At 71.3% G+C, this 26,346-nt stretch carries 24 protein-coding genes and 2 tRNA genes; 6 read left to right on the forward strand and 20 right to left on the reverse strand.

What is annotated here, in order from left to right:
• Positions 1-192, forward strand: a 192-nt coding sequence (locus tag KMS84_RS02925) for a hypothetical protein (protein WP_256914415.1), incomplete at its 5' end; no start/stop codon positions are given.
• A 197-nt stretch (positions 193-389) separates the two neighbouring features.
• Here KMS84_RS02925 and KMS84_RS02930 read toward each other — a convergent pair.
• The 3 genes from KMS84_RS02930 to leuS form a co-directional block, all read right to left on the reverse strand.
• Entirely contained in the window at positions 390-1,235 is an 846-nt protein-coding gene (locus KMS84_RS02930; protein ID WP_256914416.1) for a DegV family protein, read from the reverse strand.
• A gap of 112 nt (positions 1,236-1,347) precedes the next feature.
• Positions 1,348-2,103: a hypothetical protein gene (locus KMS84_RS02935; protein WP_256914417.1), complete on the reverse strand. Its 756-nt coding sequence runs from the start codon at positions 2,101-2,103 to the stop codon at positions 1,348-1,350.
• 195 nt (positions 2,104-2,298) lie between these two features.
• Positions 2,299-5,187 carry a leucine--tRNA ligase gene (gene leuS, locus KMS84_RS02940; protein ID WP_256914418.1) on the reverse strand — a complete coding sequence of 963 codons (2,889 nt, stop codon included), beginning with the start codon at positions 5,185-5,187 and terminating at the stop codon, positions 2,299-2,301.
• Between the two features lie 427 nt (positions 5,188-5,614).
• Here leuS and KMS84_RS02945 point away from each other — a divergent pair, with 427 nt between their 5' ends.
• Both KMS84_RS02945 and KMS84_RS02950 read left to right on the forward strand, forming a co-directional pair.
• Positions 5,615-6,931, forward strand: a complete 1,317-nt coding sequence (locus KMS84_RS02945) for a cytochrome b/b6 domain-containing protein (RefSeq protein WP_256914419.1) — start codon at positions 5,615-5,617, stop codon at positions 6,929-6,931.
• Positions 6,928-8,538 carry an NADH-ubiquinone oxidoreductase-F iron-sulfur binding region domain-containing protein gene (locus KMS84_RS02950; RefSeq protein ID WP_256914420.1) on the forward strand — a complete coding sequence of 537 codons (1,611 nt, stop codon included), beginning with the start codon at positions 6,928-6,930 and terminating at the stop codon, positions 8,536-8,538. Before KMS84_RS02945 ends, KMS84_RS02950 begins: the two co-directional genes overlap by 4 nt.
• 161 nt (positions 8,539-8,699) lie before the next feature.
• Here KMS84_RS02950 and KMS84_RS02955 read toward each other — a convergent pair.
• From KMS84_RS02955 to KMS84_RS02970, 4 genes are all read right to left on the reverse strand, one after another.
• Positions 8,700-8,772: transfer RNA gene (locus tag KMS84_RS02955), tRNA-Ala, on the reverse strand.
• A gap of 163 nt (positions 8,773-8,935) precedes the next feature.
• Positions 8,936-9,169, reverse strand: a complete 234-nt coding sequence (locus tag KMS84_RS02960; RefSeq protein ID WP_003976229.1) for a hypothetical protein — start codon at positions 9,167-9,169, stop codon at positions 8,936-8,938.
• A gap of 3 nt (positions 9,170-9,172) precedes the next feature.
• Positions 9,173-9,346, reverse strand: a complete 174-nt coding sequence (locus KMS84_RS02965; protein ID WP_256914421.1) for a hypothetical protein — start codon at positions 9,344-9,346, stop codon at positions 9,173-9,175.
• Between the two features lie 69 nt (positions 9,347-9,415).
• Positions 9,416-10,918, reverse strand: coding sequence for an MFS transporter (locus KMS84_RS02970; RefSeq protein WP_285893071.1), 1,503 nt, complete (start codon positions 10,916-10,918; stop codon positions 9,416-9,418).
• A 202-nt stretch (positions 10,919-11,120) separates the two neighbouring features.
• Between KMS84_RS02970 and KMS84_RS02975 the strand changes: the two genes are divergently transcribed.
• Positions 11,121-11,996 carry a helix-turn-helix transcriptional regulator gene (locus KMS84_RS02975; RefSeq protein ID WP_256914441.1) on the forward strand — a complete coding sequence of 292 codons (876 nt, stop codon included), beginning with the start codon at positions 11,121-11,123 and terminating at the stop codon, positions 11,994-11,996.
• Between the two features lie 103 nt (positions 11,997-12,099).
• Here the strand turns inward: KMS84_RS02975 and KMS84_RS02980 are convergent.
• The 7 genes from KMS84_RS02980 to KMS84_RS03010 all read right to left on the reverse strand — a co-directional run bounded on the left by KMS84_RS02980 (position 12,100) and on the right by KMS84_RS03010 (position 16,724).
• A tRNA-Ala gene (locus KMS84_RS02980) sits at positions 12,100-12,172 on the reverse strand.
• Between the two features lie 94 nt (positions 12,173-12,266).
• The gene (locus KMS84_RS02985; protein ID WP_256914422.1) at positions 12,267-12,941 is read right to left on the reverse strand and encodes a histidine phosphatase family protein; all 675 of its coding nucleotides are present in this window, start codon (positions 12,939-12,941) and stop codon (positions 12,267-12,269) included.
• Positions 12,938-13,384, reverse strand: a complete 447-nt coding sequence (gene rsfS, locus KMS84_RS02990) for a ribosome silencing factor (protein WP_256914423.1) — start codon at positions 13,382-13,384, stop codon at positions 12,938-12,940. Before rsfS ends, KMS84_RS02985 begins: the two co-directional genes overlap by 4 nt.
• A 189-nt stretch (positions 13,385-13,573) precedes the next feature.
• Entirely contained in the window at positions 13,574-15,514 is a 1,941-nt protein-coding gene (locus KMS84_RS02995; RefSeq protein ID WP_256914424.1) for an LCP family protein, read from the reverse strand.
• 16 nt (positions 15,515-15,530) lie between these two features.
• Positions 15,531-16,157, reverse strand: a complete 627-nt coding sequence (gene nadD, locus KMS84_RS03000; protein ID WP_190151494.1) for a nicotinate-nucleotide adenylyltransferase — start codon at positions 16,155-16,157, stop codon at positions 15,531-15,533.
• A gap of 97 nt (positions 16,158-16,254) precedes the next feature.
• Complete coding sequence (locus KMS84_RS03005) at positions 16,255-16,419, reverse strand: hypothetical protein (RefSeq protein WP_256906461.1); 165 nt, start codon at positions 16,417-16,419, stop codon at positions 16,255-16,257.
• 143 nt (positions 16,420-16,562) lie between these two features.
• Complete coding sequence (locus KMS84_RS03010) at positions 16,563-16,724, reverse strand: hypothetical protein (protein WP_256914425.1); 162 nt, start codon at positions 16,722-16,724, stop codon at positions 16,563-16,565.
• Between the two features lie 137 nt (positions 16,725-16,861).
• Here KMS84_RS03010 and KMS84_RS03015 point away from each other — a divergent pair, with 137 nt between their 5' ends.
• Positions 16,862-18,022 carry a M48 family metallopeptidase gene (locus KMS84_RS03015; protein ID WP_256914426.1) on the forward strand — a complete coding sequence of 387 codons (1,161 nt, stop codon included), beginning with the start codon at positions 16,862-16,864 and terminating at the stop codon, positions 18,020-18,022.
• A 37-nt stretch (positions 18,023-18,059) separates the two neighbouring features.
• On the opposite strand, the gene KMS84_RS03020 is transcribed toward KMS84_RS03015, so the two are convergent.
• The 5 genes from KMS84_RS03020 to proB form a co-directional block, all read right to left on the reverse strand.
• Entirely contained in the window at positions 18,060-19,130 is a 1,071-nt protein-coding gene (locus tag KMS84_RS03020; protein ID WP_256914427.1) for an SCO2583 family membrane protein, read from the reverse strand.
• 123 nt (positions 19,131-19,253) lie between these two features.
• A complete protein-coding gene (locus KMS84_RS03025) occupies positions 19,254-19,829 on the reverse strand; it encodes an SCO2584 family spore wall biosynthesis protein (RefSeq protein WP_256914429.1) in 576 nt (191 codons plus the stop codon).
• A gap of 131 nt (positions 19,830-19,960) precedes the next feature.
• Positions 19,961-21,247, reverse strand: a complete 1,287-nt coding sequence (locus KMS84_RS03030; protein WP_256914430.1) for a glutamate-5-semialdehyde dehydrogenase — start codon at positions 21,245-21,247, stop codon at positions 19,961-19,963.
• A gap of 243 nt (positions 21,248-21,490) precedes the next feature.
• On the reverse strand, positions 21,491-22,021 hold the full coding sequence (locus KMS84_RS03035) for a DUF8830 family protein (protein ID WP_256914431.1): 531 nt from the start codon (positions 22,019-22,021) through the stop codon (positions 21,491-21,493).
• A gap of 181 nt (positions 22,022-22,202) precedes the next feature.
• Positions 22,203-23,309, reverse strand: a complete 1,107-nt coding sequence (gene proB / locus KMS84_RS03040; protein ID WP_256914442.1) for a glutamate 5-kinase — start codon at positions 23,307-23,309, stop codon at positions 22,203-22,205.
• A gap of 255 nt (positions 23,310-23,564) precedes the next feature.
• Here proB and KMS84_RS03045 point away from each other — a divergent pair, with 255 nt between their 5' ends.
• Positions 23,565-24,953: a polysaccharide pyruvyl transferase family protein gene (locus KMS84_RS03045; protein WP_256914432.1), complete on the forward strand. Its 1,389-nt coding sequence runs from the start codon at positions 23,565-23,567 to the stop codon at positions 24,951-24,953.
• Positions 24,954-24,987: 34 nt separating this feature from the next.
• On the opposite strand, the gene KMS84_RS03050 is transcribed toward KMS84_RS03045, so the two are convergent.
• On the reverse strand, positions 24,988-26,214 hold the full coding sequence (locus KMS84_RS03050; protein ID WP_256914433.1) for a glycosyltransferase family 2 protein: 1,227 nt from the start codon (positions 26,212-26,214) through the stop codon (positions 24,988-24,990).
• Positions 26,215-26,346: the final 132 nt, after the last annotated feature.

The raw sequence follows: 26,346 nt of genomic DNA on the forward strand, positions 1-26,346 counted from the left end.
TCCTTCGCCGGTGCCACGTCCCCTGCTGCCTCCGCCGCCCCCGCCGTCGCCATCTCCCCCGCCGACCGGCGTGCCCGTGGCCATGTCCCGCCGCCGTCGGGCCCGTTCGGCGAACAAGGCCTCCGCCCGGCGCCGGGTCTCCTCAGCCGATGCATGGCCGTGACGGTGTCCCCCTCGGCCACCGCCGAGTGAACGGCGTCGTGGGGAGCGGCCGTCGGAGCCGGGGGGCCGGCCGGGGCCGCTGGTCGGGTTCGTGTCGCCTGAGCGTGATCGAAGTGCCATGCGTCGAGCATCGGACACTTCGCCGATTCGCGATGATCTTGCTCAATTCCGGGGGAGAAACCGATTGTTGTGGATAACTCCACCACTCACACGAGTGAGGGACGGCCTCACTTCGGTGAGACCACGACCCCCAGCAGCCCCGGTCCGGTATGCGCTCCGATGACCGCTCCGACCTCGCTCACATGCAGATCGACGAGTCCGGGCACCCGGGAGCGAAGGCGGTCCGCGAGCGCCGACGCCCGCTCGGGAGCGGCGAGATGGTGGACAGCGATGTCGACGGGCGCGCTGCCGGCCCGATCGGCGGCGATCTCCTCCAGGCGGGCGATCGCCCTGGACGCCGTACGCACCTTCTCCAGGAGGTCGATGCGGCCCCCCGCGAGCTGGAGCAGCGGCTTCACCGCCAGAGCGGAGCCCAACAGGGCCTGGGCAGTGCCGATTCGGCCTCCGCGGCGCAGGTAGTCGAGGGTGTCGACGTAGAAGTAGGCGGAGGTGCCGGCGGCTCGCTTCTCCGCCGCGGTCACCGCCTCGTCGACCGTGCCGCCCGTCTCGGTGACCTCGGCGGCCGCGAGCGCGCAGAAGCCGAGCGCCATCGCCACCATGCCGGTGTCGACCACGCGCACCGGCACGGGCGCCTCACGGGCGGCGACGACGGCCGCGTCGTAGGTGCCGGACAACTCGGCGGAGAGGTGCAGGGAGACGATGCCGGTGGCTCCGGCCTCGGCGACCTTGCGGTAGGTCTCGGCGAAGACCTGCGGACTCGGCCGCGAGGTGGTGACGGGGCGTCGCTTCTGCAGTGCCTGGGCGAGGGAGCGGGTGGAGATCTCGTTGCCCTCTTCAAGGGCCTGGTCGCCGAGGACGACGGTCAACGGCACCGAGGTGATGCCGTGGCGCTCCATCGTCCGCTGCGGCAGATAGGCCGTTGAATCCGTGACGATAGCGACATGGCGGGACATGACCTGGAGGTTACCTGGCGTAGCCTGCGCGTGGCAGCCCGGCCCCTCACAGGCGGACCGCCCTTGACCGAATCAAATACCTCGCCTGGCGACCCCGAAACCCGCGCTTCCGTCAGGTGGTGTTCTCGGGGCGCGGCTTCTTCTGCCAGGGGTAGGAGGGCCGCGGTGCCGCCGGGGTGATGGCGGGCCGTGTGGGCTCCTGCGCGGTGCGCGCACCGGGGGTCTCCGGCCAGGTCTGCCCTTCCGTCGCCTCGTCGGCGGCGGGGGCCTCGGGCCACGGGGAAGCTGAGGTCGGGGAGGCCGACGAGGTCGCGGTGGGCTCCGGCGTAGTCCAGTGGCGCAGGGCCCCTGCCTCGACGTCGATCTGGGTGCTGAGCGAGTCGAGATCGTCCTCGGCGAAGCGGCGGGCGCGGTCGCGGGCGGCCCAGCGCAAGGAGTCGGCCGATGCCGTGATGCGCTCGGTGCGCTCCCGCAGCGACGGAAGCCGCTGGGCGAGGGTGACCCGGTCCGGCTCGGACTCCAGACGCTTGAGCTCGGCGTCCAGTTCCTGCCCGTGCGCGCTGAGGCGCTGGAACAGGCCGAGGGACTCCTTGAGCGACTCGTCCTCCGCGACGCCCGCGTGCAGGGCGTCCTGCGTGGCCCGCATGGAGGTGCGCAGCGTGAGCCGGAGTTGGGCGATCTCGCCGGCCGGCCCGAGCTGGGCGAAGGACTTGGCCCGCAGGGTGTGGTCCGCGACCGTGCGACGGGCCTGGGTGAGGGTGCGGTCGACCCCTCGCTTGGCGGCGCCGACGACCTTCACCGTGGCGTACACGCCGAGCGCCACGAAGAGGACGAAGAGCAGGGCGACGATCGTGATCACTGCTTCCACCAGCTCCTCCTCCGGCCCGCCTGGACACATCCGGCGCTCCGCGTACGCGCCGCACTCCAAACGGTAAACGAGACGGGCAGGCCCGGAGTTCCAGGAGAACCCCGAACCTGCCCGCACGAATCCCCTAGGGGACGGTCACGGCCACCCTCGGACGCCGGATCTCAGGCCCTCGGGCGCCTGAGGGCTTCGGACGCCTCAGGCCGTGACGATGTTCACCAGCTTCGGCGCCCGCACGATCACCTTGCGGATGCCGGCCCCGCCCAGCGCCTTCACGACGGCCTCGTCGGCCAGCGCGACCTTCTCCAGTTCCTCGTCGGAGATGGCCGGGGAGACCTCCAGGCGCGCCTTGACCTTGCCCTTGATCTGCACGACGCAGGTCACGCTCTCGTCCACCACGTACGCCGGGTCGGCGACGGGCAGGTCCTGGTGGACCACCGAGTCGGTGTGGCCCAGGCGCCGCCACAGCTCCTCGGCGATGTGCGGGGCCAGCGGCGCGACCAGCAGCACCAGGTCCTCGGCGACGGTGCGCGGAACCGCCCCGCCCGCCTTGGTCAGGTGGTTGTTCAGCTCGGTGATCTTGGCGATGGCGGTGTTGAAGCGCAGTCCCTCCAGGTCCTGGCGCACGCCGTCGATCGCCTTGTGCAGGGCCCGCAGGGTGTCCACGTCGATGTCGGCGTCCTCGACGTCGACGACGCTCACCTCGCCGGTGCTCTCGTCGACGACGTTGCGCCACAGCCGCTGCAGCAGCCGGTACTGGCCGACGACGGCGCGGGTGTCCCAGGGGCGCGAGACGTCCAGCGGGCCCATCGCCATCTCGTACAGGCGCAGCGTGTCGGCGCCGTACTCGGCGCAGATCTCGTCGGGGGTGACCGCGTTCTTCAGGGACTTGCCCATCTTGCCCAGCAGTCGGGAGACCTTCTCGCCCTGGTAGTAGTAGCCGCCGTCGCGCTCCTCGACCTCGGCGGCGGGCACCGCGATGCCGCGCGCGTCGCGGTAGACGTAGGCCTGGATCATGCCCTGGTTGAACAGCTTGTGGAACGGCTCCACCGAGGAGACGTGCCCCAGGTCGAACAGGACCTTGGACCAGAAGCGCGCGTACAGCAGGTGCAGCACGGCGTGCTCGGCGCCGCCCACGTACAGGTCGACGCCGCCGTGCGGCTGCCCCTCGCGCGGGCCCATCCAGTACTGCTCGATCTGCGGGTCGACCAGCTTCTCGCTGTTGTGCGGGTCCAGGTAGCGCAGCTCGTACCAGCAGGAACCGGCCCAGTTGGGCATGGTGTTGGTCTCGCGGCGGTACTTCCTGGGGCCGTCGCCCAGGTCCAGGGTGACGTTCACCCAGTCCTCGTTGCGCGAGAGCGGCGTCTCCGGGGAGGTGTTCGCGTCGTCCGGGTCGAAGGTGCGGGGCGAGTAGTCCTCGACCTCCGGCAGCTCCAGGGGCAGCATCGACTCGGGCAGCGCGTGGGCGACGCCGTCCTCGTCGTAGACGATCGGGAAGGGCTCGCCCCAGTAGCGCTGCCGGCTGAACAGCCAGTCGCGCAGGCGGAAGTTGACGGTGCCCTCGCCGATGCCCTTGCTCTCCAGCCACTGCGTGATGCGCGCCTTGGCGTCGACCACGCCCAGGCCGTCCAGCGAGATGTCGTCGTGGGCGGAGTTGACGATCTTCGCGTCGTACGAGGCGAAGGCGTCGTCCCAGGCGGAGGTGTCGGTGCCACGGCCGTCGGTCGGCTCGACCACGCAGGTGATCGGCAGCTCGAAGGCGCGCGCGAACGCGAAGTCACGCGTGTCGTGCGCCGGGACGGCCATGATCGCGCCGGTGCCGTAGCCCATCAGGACGTAGTCGGCGATGAAGACGGGCACCCGCTCGCCGTTGACCGGGTTGGTCGCGTAGACGCCGGTGAAGACGCCGGTCTTGTCCTTGGCCTCGGCCTGGCGCTCGACGTCGGACTTGGAGGCGGCCTGCGCGCGGTACGCGGCGACGGCCTCGGCCGGGGTCGCGTGTCCGCCGGTCCACACGTCGTGGGTGCCTTCGGGCCAGGCGTCCGGGGTGAACTTGTCGGCCAGCGGGTGCTCGGGGGACAGCACCATGTAGGTCGCGCCGAACAGGGTGTCGGGGCGGGTGGTGAAGACCGTGATCCGCTCGCCGTCCACGGGGAAGTCGACGCGGGCGCCTTCCGAGCGGCCGATCCAGTTGCGCTGCTGCAGCTTGATCGCCTCGGGCCAGTCCAGGGCGTCCAGGTCGTCCAGCAGGCGGTCGGCATAGGCGGTGATGCGCATGTTCCACTGGCGCAGCTTGGCCTTGAAGACGGGGAAGTTGCCGCGCTCGGAGCGGCCGTCGGCGGTGACCTCCTCGTTGGCCAGCACGGTTCCCAGGCCGGGGCACCAGTTGACCGGCGCGTCGGAGGCGTAGGCCAGGCGGAAGCCGCTCAGGACGTCGGCGCGCTCGGTGGCGGTCAGTTCGCTCCACGCGCGCGTGTGGCCCGGTACGGCCCGCTCACCGGACTCGAACCGGGCGACCAGCTCGGAGATGGGGCGGGCCTTGTCCGCGTCGGTGTCGTACCAGGAGTTGAAGATCTGCAGGAAGATCCACTGGGTCCACTTGTAGTACTCCGGGTCGATCGTGGCGAACGACCGGCGCCTGTCGTGGCCCAGACCCAGCCGGCGCAGCTGGACCTTCATGTTCTCGATGTTGGCCTCGGTGGACACGCGCGGGTGCGTGCCCGTCTGCACGGCGTACTGCTCGGCGGGCAGGCCGAAGGCGTCGAAACCCAGGGTGTGCAGCACGTTGTGGCCGGTCATGCGCTGGAACCGCGCGAAGACGTCGGTCGCGATGTAGCCCAGCGGGTGGCCGACGTGCAGGCCCGCACCGGAGGGGTACGGGAACATGTCCATGATGAACTTCTTCGGCCGGGCGACCAGCTCGGGGTCGCCCGCCAGGTCACCCTTGGGGTTCGGCGCCGCGTAGGTGCCCTCCGCGTCCCAGAAGTCCTGCCAGCGTGCCTCGATCTCGGCGGCCATGGCAGCCGTGTAGCGGTGCGGCGCGGCCTCTGCCGGGACAGCGGCGGCAGCGGGGTTCGTCTCGCTCATGGTCCTCAAAGCTCCATCGATCGTCTCTGCCAGCGGGTTGTCGTCCAGGAAACGAAAAATCCCCTCGCACAGGAGGGGACGCCGCGCCGATTCCGAACCGTCCGTTCACCGGCGGTCGGGACTGATCAGCGCGGCTCGCTAAGCAGAAGGCGTACAGCACGCATGGCGTTAGGGTACCGCAGGCCTTGAGCAGGCAGCGACGAACGTACGTATGCATGGTCGCGACAACGTTGAGGAGGCGAGAACGGGGGGTCGAAGCTGAGCCAAGGCCAATGGTTACTTCGCGTAACAGCCGCTATAGGACATCACACCAGCCACATCGTCGTTTCATAACAACGCAATAACTCAAACCTCGTACCCATCGGTATGGAGCCACTTAGAGTTCGGCAGCGGGACCGCTTTCCCGAAACTGCTCGGAGTTGCCCCCATGAACCCTCGTTCTAGTTACAGCTCGCTCCCCAAGCCCGGCCGGTCGGCCTACGGGTTGGCGACGGCTGCCGTCCTGGTCCTCATACCCGTGGTCGTCCTGGTCGGCGGCGACCAGGTGCAGGCCTTCCTCAACTTCGGTGCGGGCGTCCTGTCGCTGGTATGTCTGACCTGCTCGGTCATCTGGGGCCTCGTCGCCCAGGACCGGCTCATCCTCAACACGCGTCAGCGGATCCTCGCGCAGGGCATCCACCGCGTGACCGCCGTGGGATCCATCGCGTTCCTCGTGGTGCACATCACCGTCAAGCTGGCCCTGGAACACACCGTCCTGATCGCCGCGCTGATCCCGTTCAGCCTGGGCGTCAAGGGCAGCGCCGGGCTCATCGGCCTCGGCTCCCTGGCCGCGCTCCTCATGATCTTCGTGGGCATCACCGGCGCGCTGCGCAACCAGTTCGCCGCACCGGCCGAGGTCGCCGCCCGCTGGCGCGCGATGCACATGCTGGCCTACCCGGCACTGTGCGCGGCCCTCATCCACGGCCTGTACGCGGGCCGCGCGGCCAAGCCGTTCTTCATGATCTCCTACGAGCTCTGCCTGGTGGGCGTCATGGCCGCCCTCGCGCTGCGCGCCGCCCCGCGCCCGTTCAAGCGCAAGGTCGCCGACCGGATCACCAGCCTGCTGGGCACCCAGGACCGCTACGACATGGACGGTCTCGAGGCGTCACGCGCGCGCGTGTCCGAGACCGGGTCGTCCGCGCTGCCGGGATACGAGGGCCGCTCCGGCCGCTCGCCGCTGACCGACACGATGAGCTCCACGCGGATGTCCCCGCCGGCGTCGCCGATGTACGACACGCCCGCCGCGCCGGAGCCCGCCAACGGCTTCGCGGCCGCCTACCGCGCCGTCAACACGCCGCCGCGCGGTCAGCAGCAGCCGCCCTACGTGGCCGACCAGACGGCACGCATGGGCATGCCGTTCGACCTTCAGCAGGCCACGGAGGCGATCCCGAGGGTCGACAACGGGGGCAGCACCTCGGGCAGTTGGCCGATCCCGTCGCCGCCGCCGGTCGGAGAGGCCCCGCCGTCCGCCTACGACCCCCTCCAGGACACGGGATTCAATATCCCGGTCTATGGCAATTCGGGCGCCGGCGGGTACGGCGCACGTGACGTGTACGACACCGGTGAGACGAATCAGGCCTACGGCGCGTACAACCAGAACGACACGTACAACAGCGGTCCCGCCGGCGAACCAACGCCCGGCGCGTCGTTCGACGCGCCGGGTTCGGGCGAACCTTGGAACACGCCTTCCGGAGGCTATAGGTGAACGAGGCCCTGCCCGACGTCCCAGAAGTCCGCGTGGTCGGACTTCCGCAGCTCACGTCGGGCTTCGACCTTGTCGAACGACTGGATCTGCCCATGCACCTCAAGGTGCACGGGCCGCTCGAACCCCTGGGCGGAGAGGCCCTCGCGAAACTCTCCGAGAACATCAACCTGAAGGGCCGCGGCGGCGCGGGCTTCCCCTTCCACAAAAAGCTGCGCTCGGTCGCCGAGGCCGCGATCAAGCGCGGCGTCCGCCCGGTCGTCGTCGTCAACGGCAGTGAGGACGAACCGGCCTGCCGCAAGGACACGGTCCTCATCAACCGTGCCCCGCACCTCATCCTGGACGGCGCGCTGCTGGTCGCGGAGGCGTTGGGAGCCCGCACGCTCGTGGTGGGGGTCACCCGCGAATCCACCCAGCGCTCCATGGAGGCCGCGCTCGCCGAGCGCGGCCTGAGCAACGGCCGCAGATCGGCGCTGAAGGCGTTCGTCCAGCGCAACCCCATCCGCATGGTCACCGGCGCCGCGGCGTCGCTGATCCGCTCCATCGACGGCGGCCCGCCGATCCCGCCCGGCCGCAAGGTCAGCGCCTCGCAGAACGGCGTCGGGGGCGCGCCGACGCTGCTGTCCAACGCCGAGACGTTCGCGCAGCTGGCCATCGCCGCCCGCATCGGCCCCGAGCGCTACGGCAACACCGGCCTGTACGACGAGCCGGGGACCGTCATGCTGACCGTCTCCGGCGCGGTCGCGCGCCCCATGGTGATCGAGGTCCCGACCGGCGTACCGCTGCGGTACGTCCTTCAGCTCGCCGGCGCCCCGCCGGTGCCCCAGGGCGTGCTGACCGGCGGTTACCACGGCAAGTGGATCGACGCGGCCACGGTCAACGAGGCGATCGTCTCGCGCAACTCCCTGGACGCGGTGGGCGGAGCGCTCGGCGCCGGCGCGATCCTGCCGATCAGCCAGGAGACCTGCCCGCTGGGCGAGTCGCTGCGCGTGGCCCAGTGGCTGGCCGACGAGAGCGCGGGCCAGTGCGGCCCCTGCTACCTGGGTCTGCCGGCCGCCGCGCGCGGGATGGAGGACATCCTCAACGGAGGCGGCCCGGCCGCCCTGGAGGCGCTCAAGCAGGTCGCCAAGAACGTCAAGCGACGCGGCGCCTGCTCGCATCCGGACGGCTCCGCGATGTTCCTCGAGTCGACCATCAAGGCGTTCACCGACGACCTGGCCGCCCATGTCCTCGGCAACGGCTGCGGACGGCCCGTGGAGGGCGTTCTGCCGCTCTTCGAGGCCGGCATGGCCCCGGCGGGCATCACGAGCGGCAACGCGCCGGAGGACAGCGGCTCCAGCCGTCAGAAGATCTTCGTGGACTGGACCCTGTGCCGCGGGCACGGCCTGTGCGCCGACATCCTCCCGGAGGTCTTCCAGCTCGGCGCGGACGGCTTCCCGACGGTGGCCCAGGCGAAGGTGCCGCAGTACGCGGAGGCCAAGGCTCTACGCGCGGTGCGTCGCTGCCCGGCGCTGGCCCTGCGCATCGAGGAGGACACGCGCGCGCAGGCGCCCGCCCGCAACCTGCCGGTCCTCTCCCAGGGCCGCGGCCGCCGCGCCCTGGGACGCTGAGCGGCGCCCCCCGGCGACGACAGCAGCGAGGAACCCGGACGCGCGGGACGCGAACGTGTGAGGGGCCGCCTGGGAACAGGCGGCCCCTCACACGTTCGTCGACAGCCCTCGAACGCAAAAAAGATCCCGCCGGATCGCATCCGATCCGGCGGGATCTGCCGTGGAGCTAAGGAGAATTGAACTCCTGACCTCCTGCATGCCATGCAGGCGCTCTACCAACTGAGCTATAGCCCCTCGTGGTCCGGCGGCGAAGCCGCTCTTCGACCGTGCCGCCCGGTTTCCCCGGCGGCGACGCCAACATTACCGGTACGACGGGTGGACCACCAAATCGTTTCCACCCTGTCCGCTTTGACCCGATCCGCTCCTGCTCGGCGGCGTCGGATCCCGGCCCGCGAGGTCAGGCGGTGACGAACGAATAGAACCGCTTGAGCGTGCAGTGCTCCTCCAGGAGGCGCCCGTAGATCGGCTCGCCCTCCAGCTCACGGTACGTCTCGATCGGGTCGCCTTTTATGATCAGCGCCCGCGCGCATTCCTCACACCAGTACTGGTAGTCGGGATTGACCGGCTCCATGTCACGGACGATCGGGGTGCCGCTGCCGCACCAGTCGCACTTTCGCCTGTGTGCACCCATCGATCAGCTCCAGCTGTGGCCGCAGGCCGTGCACACGTAGGAAGTCCCGCCGTTGTCGCCGAGCACCAGGGCCACATGACCGGAACCGCAGGAGGGGCAGCTGAGCCGGGTGGCCTTGTCCCGTGTCAACGCCGCTTCGGAGAGGTGGCCGACCTCTCCGAGGATGCTCGCAGGCATCGCTACTCCCTCCCGTCGGGCCGCGCCCCCTTCCGGTCGTTTGATTCTGCCACGGCCGGACCAATACGGTCAGCGACGCCTCAGTACCAGTCCGGACACGGCACCGAGGGCAGCTGTCGTAGCGAGCGCGAACATGCATGTGAGAAGCGCTTCCGCAGAGGTATACGCCGCCGGGGCCCCGAGTGACTCAAGCCGGTGGAAGAACAGTGTGCCGAAGACCGCCACGCCGATCAGCTGCCCGAGCTGGGTGACGGTGGCGAGCAGTCCGCTGGCGTCGGCCGCGTCCTCGGGCCGCACCGACGCCAGCGCCCCGGTCAGCGTCGGACTGAAGGCGAGCGCGAGCCCGACGCCCACGCCGGCGTACGCGACGAACACCCACGCGCCCCCGTGGCCACCGCCCTTGAGGGCCAGTCCCACACCGGTCACCGACAGCGCGGTGAGTACGAACCCGACCGTGGCGGGCGACCGCCGCCAGGGCTCGGGCCACCTGCGCCAGGTCAGCCCCACCAGCCCGAAGACGACCGCGGTCGGCGCGAAGGTCAGCCCGGCGCGCAGCGCGCTGTAGCCCAGACCGCCCTGGACGTGCAGGGTCAGCACGAACAGGAAGCCGCCGTTGACCGCCATCACGGCCATGACCCGCAGGACGGCCGGCCCCATTCCGGGGTGCCGCAGGACCCGCGGCGCGATCAACGGGCTCCCGCCGCGCCGGGCCAGCCGCGTCTCGTAAGCGCAGAAGGCGATGAACACGAGCGCGCCGACGGCCAGCGACAGCCAGGACCACCACGGCCAGCCCTCGTCCTGCCCTAGCACCAACGGCACCGTGATCATCGACACGGCCGCGCCCAGGAGCACGAGCCCGGGCCAGTCCGACCCGCGCGCCCCTTCGCGCGCCGCTCGCCCCGTCACGTCCCGCGTCACGCCCCCGCCGCGCGGCAGGACGCGCCTGCCGACGACAAGCAGGACGAGGCCCACCGGCACGTTGACGAGGAACACCGGGCGCCAGCCCGCGCCCAGGAGGTCGGCGCTGACCAGAACGCCGCCCACCACCTGTCCGGCCGCCGCGCCGACGGCGATCACCGCCGAGTAGACGCCGAGCGCCCGCACCCGGGCCTCGCCGGTGAACGTGCGCTGGATGAGGCTGAGCACCTGCGGGATCATCACCGCCGAACCGGCGCCCTGTACCAGCCGGAACGCGATCAACTCCGTGCTTCCCGGAGCCAGTCCGCAGGCCAGTGACGCCGCGGTGAACAGGGCGAGCCCGACGAGGTGCACCCGGCCGTGCCCGAACCGGTCGCCGAGGCGCGCGCCGGTGATCAGCAGCACGGAGTAGGTGATGGCGTAGCCGGCGACGACCAGTTGCAGGTCCGCGCCGGAGGCGTTCAGGTCGGAACCGATCGTGGGGGCCGCGACGTTCACGATGAAGACGTCGAGCAGTGCCATGAACTGGGCGGCGAGCACGACCGCCAGCAACCGCCGGGGCCGATTGTCAGTGCCGGGGGCTTTACTGGCGGCAGGACGTGAAACGGGTGTAACGGGCGCGGGTACCGGGCTCGTCCCGGATGTCGTCGTCATGCCGTCGAGCGTGACGACGATCCGGTACGGGTGCCGAGAGCCCGCCGATGCTGGTACTGACAGCACCTGGCAGAGGCCGGACGGGGGATCGACCATGGGGGACGTGGGGAACGTGACGACGGGGAACGTGACGGGGGCGTGGGCGGGCCCGGAGCCGAGGGCGGGCGGCGGGCCGAAAGCGACGGCAGGAGCCGGGGAGGAGATCCCGCGGCCGCGCGGGCCGGGGCGGGCCCACCGCCGCAGGCCCGAGCTGGCCGCATTCCTGCGCGGCAGGCGGGCCCGGGTGACACCGGGCGACGTCGGGATGCCGCCGGGTCTGCGGCGGCGCACTCCGGGGCTGCGGCGCGAGGAGGTCGCCCAGCTCTCGGGGGTGGGCGTCACCTGGTACACGTGGCTGGAGCAGGGGCGTCCGATCAACGCCTCCGCGCAGGTCCTGGACGCCGTGGCGCGCACCCTGCGGCTCGACCCGCCGGAGCGGGAGCACCTGTACCACCTGGCGGAAGTGCCGTTCGTGTCCGCGCCCGAGGCGCTGGTGCAGAGCGTGGGCGCGGAGATCCAGGGCATCATCGACGCCTTGGCGCCCCGCCCGGCGGTCGTCTACAACTCGCGCTACGACATCCTGGCGGCCAACCCCGTCTACCGCGACCTGTTCGTCGTTCCGACGGCCGGGGCGGCCGCACGGGTGCCGGCGAACGCCATGTGGCGGCTGTTCACCGTGCGGGAGGAGGACTGCCCGCTGCTCTTCCGGGACCAGGAGCTGCGGGTGATGGTCGCCACCCTGCGGGCGTCGTACGGACTGCATGCCGGCGAGCCCGCCTGGGAGGACTTCATAGCCGAGCTGTCCCAGGCCAGTCCCCTGTTCGCACAGCTGTGGGCCTCCGGTGACGTGGCGGAGCCGGGCCGCCGCGTGAAGGCCTTCCGGCACGAGAAGGTGGGCGAGCTGCGGATGACGTCCAGGTCGCTGTCGATCGACGGGATGCCCGAGTGCCGGATCGTCGTCTACACGCCCGACGACGAGGAGACGGCACGGCGCACGGCCCTGCTGCGGAAGGAGACGACAAAAAATCCCGCCCCCTGAGGGACGGGATCTTCGTGAACCGATCCGGACCGGTTACCGCTGATCTCCTCGATCTTTGACAACTCAACAGAGTGTCGACCGACTGATCGAACCGATCGATCTGTGGAGCTAAGGAGAATTGAACTCCTGACCTCCTGCATGCCATGCAGGCGCTCTACCAACTGAGCTATAGCCCCTCGCGTTCTTCCCGCTGCGCGGTGCGAACAAGAAGAACTTTAGCCTGCGACCTGCCGGAAAGTGAAATCCGGCCCCCGCGGGCCGAGCGGCCGCTCAGTCGTCGTCGCCGAGCACCGGCTCGGGCAGGGTGCCTGCGTTGTGCTCCAGCAGACGCCAGCCGCGCGCGCCCTCTCCCAGGACCGACCAGCAGCAGTTGGAGAGACCGCCGAGGCTCTCCCAGTTGTGCGCCTCCAGGCCGAGGAGGCGGCCGATGGTGGTGCGGATGGTGCCGCCGTGGCTGACGACGACGAGCGTGCCGTCCTCGGGCAGCTTCTCGGCGTGCCGCAGCACGACCGGGGCGGCGCGGTCGGCCACCTCGGTCTCCAACTCGCCGCCGCCGCGCCGGACCGGCTCACCGCGCTTCCACGCGGCGTACTCCGCGCCGTGGCGGGAGATGATCTCCTCGTGCGTCAGCCCCTGCCAGGAGCCCGCGTACGTCTCGCGCAGGGCCTCGTCGTGGGTGACGGCCAGGCCGGTGAGCGCGGCCAGCTCGGCGGCCGTGTTCGCCGCCCGGGACAGGTCGGAGGCGACGATCGCGTCGGGCTGGAGGGAGGCCAGCAGCCGGGCGGAGCGGCGGGCCTGGGCCACGCCGGTCTCGGTCAGCTCGACGTCCGTCGTGCCCTGGAAGCGGCGCTCCACGTTCCAGGCGGTCTGGCCGTGCCGCCAGAGGATGACGCGGCGGCCGCGCCCCGGCTCGCGGGACGCGGCGCCCTGGGCGCGGGCAGTCACCGCAGCTCCCCGAATCCGGCGTCGGCGTCCTCCTCGGCCTGCTGCTGGGCGTGCTCCTGGGCCTTGCCGCGGGTCGCCTGGGCGTCGGCGGGCAGCTCCAGCTCGGGGCAGTCCTTCCACAGGCGCTCGAGGGCGTAGAAGACACGCTCCTCGCTGTGCTGGACGTGGACGACGATGTCGACGTAGTCGAGCAGGATCCAGCGGGCGTCGCGGTCGCCCTCACGGCGTACCGGCTTGGCGCCGAGCTCCTTCTGGAGGCGCTCCTCGATCTCGTCGACGATCGACTTGACCTGGCGGTCGTTGGGGGCGGAGGCCAGCAGGAAGGCGTCCGTGATCGACAGCACGTCGCTGACGTCGTAGGCGATGATGTCGTGCGCGAGCTTGTCGGCAGCCGCCTGGGCGGCGGTCTGGATGAGCTCGATGGAGCGGTCGGTGGCGGTCACTACGTGGCTTTCCGTCGGCGGACACTTGTCCCCAAGGGTCTCACGGACCGCCGACACCACCCCACGTGATGAGCGGATCACACGGGCAGGGGCCTTCGCACGGCCCCCGCCCTCCCCTCTCCCGTCGTTCCTCTTCCTTCTGCCGCCGCCTGGCGCGGGCCACCGGGGCGACCGGTCCCGCCGGACGGCTCACCCGGTCGCGGAGGGCTTGTAGTCCTGACCCAGGACGACGGCCACGTCCGCGTTCCCGGCGACGGCGCCCTTCTTCACGGCTCCGGCGTCCAGGCCGAGCGTCTTGGCGACCTCGGTGGCGTTCTCCTTGTCGGCCGGGTCGGAGTACAGCACCTGGGAGTCGGCCTCGGAGCCCGACGGGCTGCCGGCCTCCAGGAAGGTGAAGCCTCCGTTGAGGAGGACCACGCGCGCGTCCTCGGTCTTCGCCTTGTCGCCGCTGGCGTTCTGGACGGACACGCTGACGGCGGCGCCCTTGTCGGGGCTCTTCGCGGTGCCGCCGAGGACGTCCTTGACGACGCTTGCGCTGGCCTCCGCGCTCAGCGTGCCGTCGTTTCGGACCGGGAGCAGGGCGGTCTTGTAGTCGCCGCCCTTGGCGAGGTCGGCCAGCTTGGCGAGGAAGGCGCCGAGGTCCTTGTCCGTCAGGGAGGGGTCGAGGATCTGGGCCAGCGTCTGGACGGTGACGGTCGCGCCCTGCGCGTCGGAGGACACCTTGCGCAGCACGCCCTGCATGACCTGGCCGAACCGCTGCAACTGGACGTTCTGGGCCTCCCCCGGGGCGCGGTAGGTGGCGTAGGCGACGGCCATCTTGCCGCTGAGGGTCTGGTCCTCGCCCTTGGGGACGAGCGGAGCCTGGCCCTTCTTCTTGGCCGCGGGGTCGGGCACGGCCGCGTCGGTGTCCACCTCGATGTTGCCGACGAGGTCGACGAGGTTCTGAAGGTACGGGGTGTCGAGCCGCCAGGTGCCCTCGATGCTGGTGCCGAGCACCGTGTCCAGCGCGTCGCGCGTCCCGGCGGAGCCGTCGTCGTCGACGGACTTGGCGAGGGTGGTCGTGGCGCCGTCGTCGTCCGTGAGGACGAGGGAGTTCGGCAGCAGCACCGTCGTGGCCTGCTTGGTCGTGGCGTTGTCGACGAGCAGCACCGTGGAGGTGCCCCCGCCCGCGGTGTTGTGCAGGTGGACGACGACCACGTCGCGCTTCTGCGCTCCGGCCGTGGTGGTCTTGGCGCCCGAGTCCGAGGACGACGACAGACCGGGCAGCAGGCCCGCGGACCAGAGGTAGCCCACTCCGCCGACCGCGACCAGCGCGAGCACGACCGCGAGGGCGACGACGCGGCTGCGGGCGCGGCGCTTGGCCTCCTCGCGGCGCTCGGTGCGGTTCTCGGTGAAGTTCAGCCAGTCGATGACGTCCTCGGAGTCGCCGCCCTGCTCCTCGACGAACGCGAACTGCTCGGTGCGGTAGTCCTGTTGCTCCCCCGAGGGGGCGTCGGACGCACCGTGCGCCGGGGAGGCCGGATCGTCCGCCTCGCGGTCGGCGTCGAACGTCCCGGCCTCGAAGGCTCCGGTCCCGAAGGTCCCGGTCTCGAACGTCCCCGTCGCGAAGGAGCCGGGCTCGACGGGACCGGCCTGCTGGGGGATGTACGCGGTCTGCTCGGCGGCGCGGGGCTGCTCGCCACGGGGCTGCTGTCCGCCGGCGGCGGTCCGGCCGTAGGGGTCGTACGGGACCTGCGCGTCCGTACCGTAGGGGTCGTAGCCGGCGGGGACCTGACGGCCCGTGTCGTAACCGGACGCGGTCTGCCGGTGGCCGGTGTCGTACGGGTCGTAGGCGGGCGTCTGCTGCTGCCCGCTCGAGGCGTCCGTGGCGTACGGGTCGTAGCCGTAGGCCTGTTGCCCCTGGTGCGCCGGGTGTCCCTGCCCCGCGTTCCCCTGCCCGAGGTGCCGGCCCTGCTGGCCCTGCTGGCCGGAATACCCCTGTTGCCCCTGCCCTCCGTGGTCGTAGGGCTGCTGGGGCATCTGCTGGGGCGGGACCTGCGGGATCGGTCGGTAGACGGGCTGTCCGTACTCGTCGTAGCCGACGAGTTCGTACTGGTCGTCCCCGTACCCCGCGTCGTATCGGTCGTTCACCGGTACCCCTCTCGGCTCACTCGCCGCGGTACAGCTCGCGCTTGTCGATGTAGCGCACGACTCCGTCGGGCACCAGATACCAGACGGGGTCGCCCTTGGCGACTCTCGCGCGGCAGTCCGTCGAGGAGATGGCGAGCGCGGGGACCTCGACGAGCGAGACGCCCCCTTCGGGCAGGCCGGGGTCCATGAGGTTGTGCCCGGGCCGGGTGACGCCCACGAAGTGCGCGAGGGCGAACAGTTCCTCGCTGTCCCGCCAGGTCAGGATCTGGCCCAGGGCGTCGGCGCCCGTGATGAAGAAGAGGTCCGTGTCGGGGTTGAGGGCCCGCAGGTCGCGGAGGGTGTCCACGGTGTAGGTCGGGCCGCCGCGGTCGATGTCGATGCGGCTGACCGAGAACTGCGGGTTCTCGGCGGTCGCGATGACCGTCATGAGGTAACGGTCCTCGGCCGGGGAGACACTGCGGTGGCTCTTCTGCCACGGCTGCCCGGTCGGAACGAACACGACCTCGTCCAGGTGGAACCGCGCGGCGACCTCACTGGCCGCCACGAGGTGTCCGTGGTGGATCGGATCGAACGTTCCGCCCATGACGCCGAGGCGGCGCTTGCCCGGGTTCCGCGGGCCGGTAGGCATGTCCTGCTCTCCCATGCGTGCAGACCCTACCGGCCCGGTCCCGGGGCCCCGGCCGGCGGCTGTCCGGAGCGTCCCGCTATGCCGGACCGCCCGTCGGTGGACACGAGTCGTCTCAGCGGTCGCGGTTGAAGCGGGTGGTGATCCACAGCAGGAGCAGCAGGACGATGAACGCGCCGCCACCGGTGACCAGGGGGTTCAGGCTCTCGTGGTTGCCACCGTGCTCCTCGCCCTCGGCGGCGAGGGTGACCAACTGGGCAGCGGCGCTGTGAAGGCTCATCTTCGGCAGGACCTATCCGATGGAGGTCCCCCGCTCGACGCGGGTCGAGAGTGGGGGAAGGCGGGAAAAGACGTCGGCCCATGGTAAGCGCGGGGCTCGGCGGCGATCACGCCGACTCCGCCATTGGGAACCTTCGCGACGGCTCAGTCGTCCTTCCGCTTGTAGCCCCGCAGCAGAAACCACGCGGTGAGCACACAGCCCAGGATCATCACGATCAGTACGACGCGGAGCAGATTCCCCGCCCCCTGCTGCTGGGCGGCGCCGGCGGCTTGCGTGAGCCAGGCGGCTGCGGGGTGGTGCTCCATGGGGCGGGACTCCTTAGGTGTAGTGCCCGTCCACGGTATCTCCGCCTAGGCTGGGCTCTGCTTCGGGGGCGCAAAGGGCCGCACAAGGGTCCGTAAAGGGTCAGGTAAAGGCCATACAGACGCACTTGGGGGAAGACATGTCGGACGAAGGCCACGAGCGCCACGGCGCCGGTCACGAGAAGGCGCCGAGCAGGCAGCGCAGGCGCTTCCCCGGAATCTCCTCGCGTGCGTACGAGCACCCCGCGGACCGCTCCGCGCTGGTGGCGCTGCGCAAGCTCAGCGGTTTCGACACGGTGTTCAAGGCGCTGAGCGGGCTGCTGCCGGAGCGGAGCCTGAGGCTGCTGTTCCTGTCCGACTCGGTGCGGGTCTCCGACCAGCAGTTCACGCACCTCAACGACATGCTGCGGGACGCCTGCCACATCCTGGACCTGGAGAAGGTCCCGCCCATGTACGTCAACCAGGATCCGCAGCCCAACGCGATGTGCATCGGCCTGGACGAGCCGATCATCGTCGTCACCACCGGACTCGTCGAGCTGCTGGACGAGGAGGAGATGCGCGCGGTCGTCGGGCACGAGGTGGGCCACGCCCTGTCCGGGCACGCCGTGTACCGCACGATCCTGTTGTTCCTGACCAATCTGGCCGTCCGGGTCGCCTGGATCCCGCTGGGCAACCTCGCGATCATGGCGATCGTGACGGCGCTGCGCGAGTGGTTCCGCAAGTCGGAGCTGTCCGCCGACCGTGCGGGTCTTCTCGTCGGCCAGGACGTGAAGGCGTCGATGCGCGGTCTGATGAAGATCGCCGGCGGCAACCACCTGCACGAGATGAACGTGGACGCGTTCCTGGAGCAGGCGGAGGAGTACGAGGCGGCCGGTGACCTGCGGGACTCGGTGCTGAAGATCCTCAACGTGCTGCCGCGCACCCACCCCTTCTCCACCGTGCGCGCGGCCGAGCTGAGGAAGTGGGCGCAGTCCCGCGACTACCAGCGGATCATGGACGGCCACTACCCGCGACGCGGCGAGGACAAGAACACCTCGGTCACGGACTCCTTCCGCGAGTCGGCCGCCCATTACGCGACCAACGTCAAGAGCTCCAAGGATCCGCTGATGAAGCTGGTCAGCGACATAGCCGGCGGGGCGGGCGACCTGGGCGGCAGGGTGCGCCGCGGTTTCGGCGGGTTCACGGGCCAGGCCCCCTCGGACGACACGTCGCCGCGCAACGGCTCGGACGGCGCCGACGGCCGGAACGGAACGGACGGCACCGACGGCCCGTCGCAGACGCCTCCGCGCGACGCGGACTGAGGGCCGCCGCCCGACCCCGAGTGCTCGGGCCCGGGGCTCACACCCTGGGCTGGGCGCTGGTGGCCAGGGCTCCGCACAGGGCCGTCGCGTTGTCGGTCGCGTAGGGGTCCGTGCCGGCCGGGCCGCCCGCCTTCGCGGTCTGGCCGGCCAGCAGGGGACGCAGGTGGTTGGCGGAGTCCTCGGCGCAGGAGAGCGGGCCCGCCTGGACGTAGGACACGCTGAGCTGGACCTGGTGGGTGCGCAGGTCGACGCGGTCGAAGCGGAAGTGCAGCTCGCGGCGGACGGTGAAGAGGGAGGCCGCGGCGCCCGCCCGCGCGCCCGTGGGGCGCAGGGCGTACACGAAGGTGTGGTCGGCGGTCACCTCGAGGGTCGCGGAGTCGGTCTCGGCGGCCTCCAGGGTGCCCTGGACGCGGATCCTCGTGTCGGCCAGCTCCACCCGGGCCGGGTCGAAGCGGATCAGCCAGCCGGTCGGCGCGTGCCGGCCGTCGGCGGCCGGGCCGCTGAAGCTCTCGTCGAACTGGTCGAGCTGGTCGGCGTCCACCAGGGCGCGCACGGGCCGCACCTGCTGCCCGGTGAGCACCTCCGGGGAGAGGGAGGAGTGCACGAGGTAGTCCTTGGCCGTGGTGAGGGCGGTGACCACCTGGCTCTCGGAGAAGTGGGCGGTCCGCCGGGAGGCGGGCAGCGGGATGCCTTCGGCGCCGATGCGGAACTGTGCGGCGGGACTGTGGGCGAACAGCGCCTCGGGGGTGGCCGCCCCGGGCACGACGCCCTGGGGCGAGAGCGGGATGACGGTCATCCGCAGGGGCTCGACGGCGCGGCGCATCGCCTGGTTCTGGTAGGGGCTGCGCAGACCCATGTAGACGGCCGTGCCGAAGGCGACGGCGACCAGCACGACGAGGATCAGCGCCTGCCGGGACAGCCCCCGGCGCAGGGGCGGGCGCCGGCGGACGGCGGGCGCGTGGTCGCTCAGACGCTCCTGGGCGGAGTACTCCTGGATCCGGGCAGCGCGGATGAACGATTCGTCGAAGACGACGGATCGGTACTCGTCCTCTGCGCCTCCGGAAGTGCCGTCGGGTGTCCCCTCCGGTGGGTCTCCAGGCCCGGCCATACTTTCAGAGTAGGTCGCGCGGAGCTCGGGTAAACGCCCCGCCATACCGCAACTTCTGACAGGTACTCACCAGCTTCACCCTTGCCCGCAGCGTCCTCGCACAGCCCTGCGCCGCACAGGCGTTCAGGGAGTGCGCGGGGCCGCGGAGACGGGTGGCCGGAAGGAGTCGGCGGATGCGGACGGGGGCGGCACGCTCCCCTGTTCGAGACCGGTCGTGGCGGGCGGCGGCGCCTGGTCCCGGCTGCTCGACGAGCCGCCCCGGTAGACCGCGGCGAAGGCCAGCGCGACCATGCCGATGCCCATCACGACGGCGAGCATCCAGGCCACCGCGCGATGCCAGCGGATCTGCTTGCCGTATGCGCCGGGAGTGCCGTAGCCGCGCTCCCAGGCTTCGGGGAGGTCGGCGTCGTCCGCGTCGTCGAGGTCGGGGTCGTGGCCGAAACCGCCGGTCCCGTAGGGGTCGTCGTAGCGGTCGCCGCGGGCGCGGGCTCTGCGGGCCTCGGCCTCGGAGGCCCGGGCTCTCGCCTCGGCGGCGGCCAGGAGGCGTTCGACGGCGGTCGGCTCGTGCACCACGGCCGCCTGTACGAAGGCCTCGTCGAAGACCACGGAGGCGAACTCTTCGTCCGACACTCCGCGGTCGTGATCGTCGTCGGGCTCCCAGCCGTCAGGGAACGGCATACCCCCCACGTCCTCCGGCACGATTCCAGAGTAGACCTGGGGGGTCAATTTGGGCAGGCGGTAGGGAAATTCGTCCGCCGGATGAGACGGCTGTCACGGGCGCCGGCGACCGGGTCCGGCCGGTCGCCGCGGCGCGTACGCGGCGCCCCCGGTCAGCGCCGCACGTGCCCGTCGCCGGTGACGATGTACTTGGTGCTGGTCAGTTCCGGCAGGCCCATCGGGCCCCGGGCGTGCAGCTTCTGGGTGGAGATGCCGATCTCCGCGCCGAAGCCGAACTGGCCGCCGTCGGTGAAGCGGGTGGAGGCGTTCACGGCCACGGTGGTGGAATCCACCAATTGGGTGAACCGGCGGGCCGCCTGCTGCGAGGTGGTGACGATCGCCTCGGTGTGACCGGAGGTCCACAGCCGGATGTGCTCGACGGCCCGGTCCAGCGAGTCGACGACGGCGGCGGCGATGTCGTAGGAGAGGTACTCGGTCTCCCAGTCCTCCGGGGTGGCCTCCACGACGGTGGCCTTGGAGTCCTCGGCGTACGCCATCACCCGCTCGTCGGCGTGGACCGTCACGCCGGCCTCGGCGAGGGCGTCGAGGGCACGCGGCAGGAACGCGGGGGCGATGTCCTGGTGGACCAGCAGGGTCTCGGCGGCGTTGCAGACGCTGACCCGGTGCGCCTTGGAGTTGATCAGGATGTCGATCGCCATGTCGAGGTCGGCGTGGGCGTCGACGTAGACGTGGCAGTTGCCGGTGCCGGTCTCGATGACCGGGACGGTGGACTGGGTGACCACGGTCCGGATGAGCGAGGCGCCGCCGCGCGGGATGAGGACGTCGACGAGTCCGCGGGCGCGCATCAGCTCGCCGACGCTCTCGCGGCCCTCGCCGGGAACCAGCTGCACGGCGTCGGCGGGCAGCCCGGCGCCGCCGACGGCGTCACGGAGCACCCTGACGAGGGCGGTGTTCGACTCGTAGGCGGAGGAGGAGCCGCGCAGCAGCACCGCGTTGCCCGACTTCAGGCAGAGGGCGGCGGCGTCGACGGTGACGTTCGGCCGGGCCTCGTAGATGATGCCGACGACGCCGAGCGGGACGCGGACCTGGCGCAGGTCGATGCCGTTGGGGAGGGTGGAGCCCCGGACGACCTCGCCGACGGGGTCGGGCAGGGCGACGACGTCCCGCACGTCCGAGGCGATGGCCCGCACCCGCTCCGGGGTCAGGGTCAGCCGGTCGACGATGGCCTCGCTGGTGCCGGCCTCCCGGGCCTTGGCGATGTCCTTGGCGTTGGCCTCGACGATTTCGCTCGTGCGGACCTCCAGCGCGTCCGCGATGGCGAGCAGCGCGTCGTCCTTCACGGCACGCGGCAGCGGCGCGAGGTCGGCGGCGGCCGCCTTGGCGCGGTAGGCGGCGCGGGTGACCGGGGACATGGAGTCGTACGGCGAGAGCGTGGTCATAAGGGAAGGGTAGTGCGCCGCACCGGCGCGTTCCCGGCTCGTTCCACACCCCGAGACGCTCCGGGAAACCCTGGGGGCGCCCCCGCCGCCCCCGGGTGCCCCCGGGTCCCCCGGGCGCCCCGGACATCGTCAGGCCGCGTCGGGTGCCCCGAAGCATCCCCTGGTCATCCCTTGGGCATCCCGGGGCGCCCCGAGGCGCTCGGACACGTGCGCGGGCGTAGGGCCGGCGGAGGGCGACGGGCCTCAGTAGGGGTGGACGCCGACCGGGGTCGCCGGGGCGGGGCCGTAGCCCTCGGCGATGCGCTGGTGGTAGGTCTGGCGGTCGATGACTTCCAGGCCGACGATCTCCCAGGGCGGCAGCCCGGCGGTCTGGCGGTGCTCGCCCCACAGGCGCAGGGCGACGGCGGCCGCGTCATGCAGGTCGCGGGCCTCTTCCCAGTACCGGATCTCGGCGTGATCGCCCGCGTATCTGCTGGTCAGGAGGAAGGGATGATCGTGGGCGAGCTGTTCGAGAGCGCGCCGGACCTCCTTCAGCGGGGCCTGCTCGCCGGAGACGCTGAGGGTCACGTGCCACAGCCGGGGAACGTCCACGGGCTGCCCGGCCTTCGACTCGGCGACCTCCCGGGCCCGGTACGTCTCACCGGCGGCCACGCTGGTCAGGGCGCGCTCCTCGCCGGGCGCGCGCGCCGGCGCACCCGCCGTGCGCGACGCCGTCCCGCCGGCCCCGCCGGTACTCCCACGGGCCGCTGCCACCCCAGGGCGCACTCGTCTCACGACGGCCTCCTTCACGCAGCGCTCGTGCGGATCGGGTGCCGCGCTCGCCCACCGGACTCCTGCGGCCTGTTCCCAGGGGCGGACCGACGGTCCGTCCCTGAGACAAAGTTGAGCAGGCCGCACGGCTCCGTGGGGCGGTTTCACGGAACGTCCCCCACCGGTACGGTCCGTTCGAGCGCTTTTACGGGTGCAGGATCACCAGGTCGTCCCGGTGGACGACCTCGCGTTCGTACTGAGCGCCGAGCTCGCGGGCCAGCTCCCGGGTGGACCGCCCGATCAGCTGGGGGATCTCCTTGGCGTCGAAGTTCACGAGCCCGCGGGCCACCGCGCGCCCCCGGGCGTCGCGCAGTTCCACGGGGTCGCCCGCGCTGAACTCGCCCTCCACGGAGGCGATCCCGGCCGGCAGCAGCGAGGTGCGCCGTTCGACGACCGCGCGCACTGCGCCGTCGTCCAGCGTCAGCGACCCCTGGGGGGTGGACGCGTGCTGCAACCACAGCAGCCGGTCGGCCGAGCGCTTGCCGGTGGCGTGGAAGAAGGTGCCCGTGTCCCCGCCCGCGAAGGCCTCGGCCGCGTGGACGGCGCTGGTGAGGACCACCGGGATGCCGGCGGCCGCGGCGATCCGGGCGGCCTCGACCTTGGTGACCATGCCGCCGGTTCCGACGCCCGCCTTGCCGGCGCTGCCGATGTCGACGTGCGCGAGGTCCCGCGGGGTCCGGACCTCGGCGATCCGTGCGGTGCCCGGCCGGCTGGGGTCGCCGTCGTAGACGCCGTCGACGTCGGACAGCAGGACCAGCAGGTCGGCGTGGACGAGGTGGGCGACGAGGGCGGCGAGCCGGTCGTTGTCGCCGAAGCGGATCTCGTCGGTGGCGACGGTGTCGTTCTCGTTGACGACCGGGAACGCGCCCATCGCGAGCAGCTTGTCGAGGGTGCGCGAGGCGTTGCGGTGGTGGGCGCGCCGGCTCATGTCGTCGCTGGTCAGCAGCACCTGCCCGACGCGGACGCCGTACCGGGCGAAGGAGGCGGTGTAGCGGGCCACCAGCAGTCCCTGGCCGACGCTTGCGGCGGCCTGCTGGCGGGCGAGGTCCTTGGGTCGGCGGCGCAGGCCCAGCGGGGCGAGTCCGGCGGCGATCGCGCCGGAGGAGACGAGGACGACCTCCTTCTCCCCTCCGCTGCGGCTCTTGGCGAGGACGTCGACGAGCGCGTCGACCCGGTCGGCGTCCAGTCCGCCGGAGGCGGTGGTCAGCGACGAGGAGCCGACCTTGACGACGATCCTGCGGGCTTCGCCCACGGCCTGCCTTGCCCCTGCCACCTTGTTCTGCGCTCCTCGCATCGGCCGCGACCGTCCCACGGCTCACGGCTGCCTTTCCGGCAATCTACGCGAACGGGGGCGCGGGCCGCGCAGGGGTTTCACTGCCCGGACGGGCGCGCTCGCGTAACCGTTCGCTCACGCTTTGCGTACGGCAAAGAGAAGGTGTCGGTTCCCTAGAAGATTTGAAGAGAAGACAAATTTATTTTGAAGTTTGCGTGACCTAGAGTTCGACCCGTGAAGCGCATACTCCTCCGATCGGGGAAGAGCCCCTTCGACGTCGTTCCCGTGGAGGAGGCCCTCCACCGCGACGTGATCGCCACCAACGCGGGCAACCTGATCTTCAGCGACGCCGCCCACAAGATCCTTCAGGCGCCGGACACCGAGGTCGTCTCGAACGGCATGCGGACCGACGTGGGCGCGGCGGCCCGGATCAACGAGGAGTACGACGCCTTCGTCGTGCCCCTCGCCAACGCGTTCCGGCCGACCTTCGAGCCGTCGCTGCAGCGACTGACCCGGCTCATCGCGAAGCTGCGGATCCCGGTCGTGGTGCTGGGGGTCGGCGCGCAGGCCCCCCTGGGCCAGATGCCGGAGCGGCTGAAGGCCATGGAGCCCAGCGTGCGGGCGTTCTGCGCGGCCGTGCTCGACCACAGCGCCTCCATCGGCGTGCGGGGCGAGTTCACCGAGAAGTACCTCAACGACATGGGCTTCCGGGACGTCGAGGTCATCGGCTGCCCCTCGATGTTCCTGTACGGCGACCGGCTCCCGGTGGAGAAGAGGACGCCGGCGCTGACGGCCGACTCCCGGATCGCCGTCAACGGCTCGCACACCGCGGTGCGCGGCGGCGGCCTGCACCGGATCATCGCCCACGCCCACGCGCGCTACCCGAACCTGCGCTACATCGGCCAGAACCTCACCGACGCGCGACAGCTGCACTGGCGGGACGTGGACTCGCCCGCCGGCCGCATGACGCAGATGCCGACGCATCCGGACCACCCGATGTACCGGGAGGACAAGGTCCGGGTGTACGTGGACCCGTCGACCTGGATCGACGACCTGCGGGAGTTCGACTTCTCGTTCGGCTCGCGCATCCACGGCAACATCGCGGCGCTCCTGGCCGGGACGCCCGCCACCGTCCTGGCCTTCGACTCCCGCACGCTGGAGCTGTGCCGCTACTTCGAGATCCCGCACCGCCTGCTCGACGAGGCGCCCGCGGACCTCGACCCGGCGGCGCTGTACGAGGAGTCCGACTTCAGCGCCCTCACCGGCAACCACAAGGGCCGCTTCGACCGGTTCACGGCGTTCCTCGACAGGAACGGGCTCCAGAACACCTTCACCCACGGCGACGGCGGAGCCGCCTTCGACAAGCGGCTGCGCTCACTGTCCTTCCCGCCGGGCGTGCGCCCCTGGAACGACGCCGACATGGCCTCGCTGACCAGCCGGTTCGGCTGGCTCCAGCAGCGCATCGCGGAACTGGACTCCCACAACGCCCAGTTGAAGCGCGACCTGGCCCGGAGCCGGTCCGGCGCGAAGGTCGTCGCGGGCGTTCCCGCGCCCTCGATCTACCGCCGTGCCAGGCGGGCCGTGGGCGGCCCGCTGCGCCGCGCCCTGAAGCCCGCCAAGTAGGACGCCCGGGGCACGGCCGCCGCCCGCCGGTTCCTCAGGCGGCGGCCGTGCCGCCCGGACGGGCGGTGCGGCGCATGCGGCGCACCCTGCGCCGGACCTTGCGGACGAAGCCGCGCAGGAAGGTCTCGGTGGGGTTCTTGCGCCATCCGGGGTACGCCTTGGCCTCGCGGGGCTCGGCCAGGTAGACCCGGTCGGGGACGCCGGCCTCGGCGGACCCGTAGTGCGGGTAGGCCAGGTAGAGCTGCGTGCCGCGCTTCTTCAGGACGGGCTCAGGCTTGCTCTTGGCCTGGATGAACCGCAGGACGTCCACGAGCAGGTCGGCACGGCCGCGGGCCACCAGCTCCAGGCGCAGCCGCTCGTGGACCAGGAGTCGCTGGGCGACGCCCTCGTTCCAGTAGGCGTCCATCAGCGGCTTGGCCAGCTCCAGCTTGGTGCTCCGGATCCCCTCGTCGTTCCTGAGGAAGACGGGCCCGAACTGCGGCAGCACGGTGACCAGGAACGGGCGGACCATGAGCACGTCACGCTTGGGGCCGGGCGGGACGAGCCGCTCGAGCAGGCCCATCAGGGCGCGCGCGGAGTCGAAGCGCAGCGTGTAGCTGCCGCTCTTGGTCACATGCTTGCCGTCGGAGCGGCCCACCAGGTAGTAGCACGTGTAGTCGGCGACCACGGAGACGCCGTCGGCCCGCAGATACGCCTCCATCGTGAACAGCGCGTCCTCGCCGGTCCACAGCGACTCGTCGAAGCGCATGCCGTGGCGCTCCAGGAACTCCCGGCGGAACAGCTTCTGCGCGCTGAGGGTGAACTTGATGTTGGACGAGTAGACGTCCGTGCGGTCGAGCGTCTCGCCCCACATCGACCCCGGCGCCTTGCGGTTGACGCCCTCGACCCGGCCGAGGACGACGTCCGTGCCGTTGCGGTCGGCCATGGCGACCATGCGCTCCAGCGCCTCGGCGCCGAGCCGGTCGTCGGCGTCGAGGAAGAAGACGTAGCGGCCGGTGGCCTTGGACAGGCCGACGTTGCGCGGGCCGCTGGGGCCGCCCGAGTTGTCCTGGCGGATCACCGTGACGTCCATGGGAACGCGGGCGGCGAACTCCTCCAGGCAGTCGCCGGTGCCGTCCCGGGACCCGTCGTCGACGGCTATGACCTCGATGCGGGCCGGGTCCAGGGTCTGCGCCTCGACCGATGCCAGGCACTCCACCAGGTACGGCATCGCTTCGTACGCCCCGATGACCACCGTGACGTCAGGCTGCGCAACGGTCACTGTTCCCTCTCATCGCGCTCGGCACGCAACGGTTTCCCGGCACCAGATCGCTTTTCCCGGCACAAGAATGCTTTGGACACCCGATAGACGGCAGGCGAACAGGACGGGTTGCCTGGGTTGCCGCACGTGTTA

Origin of the sequence: Streptomyces hilarionis (genome assembly GCF_024539675.1) — a bacterium.
GTDB lineage: Bacteria > Actinomycetota > Actinomycetes > Streptomycetales > Streptomycetaceae > Streptomyces > Streptomyces hilarionis.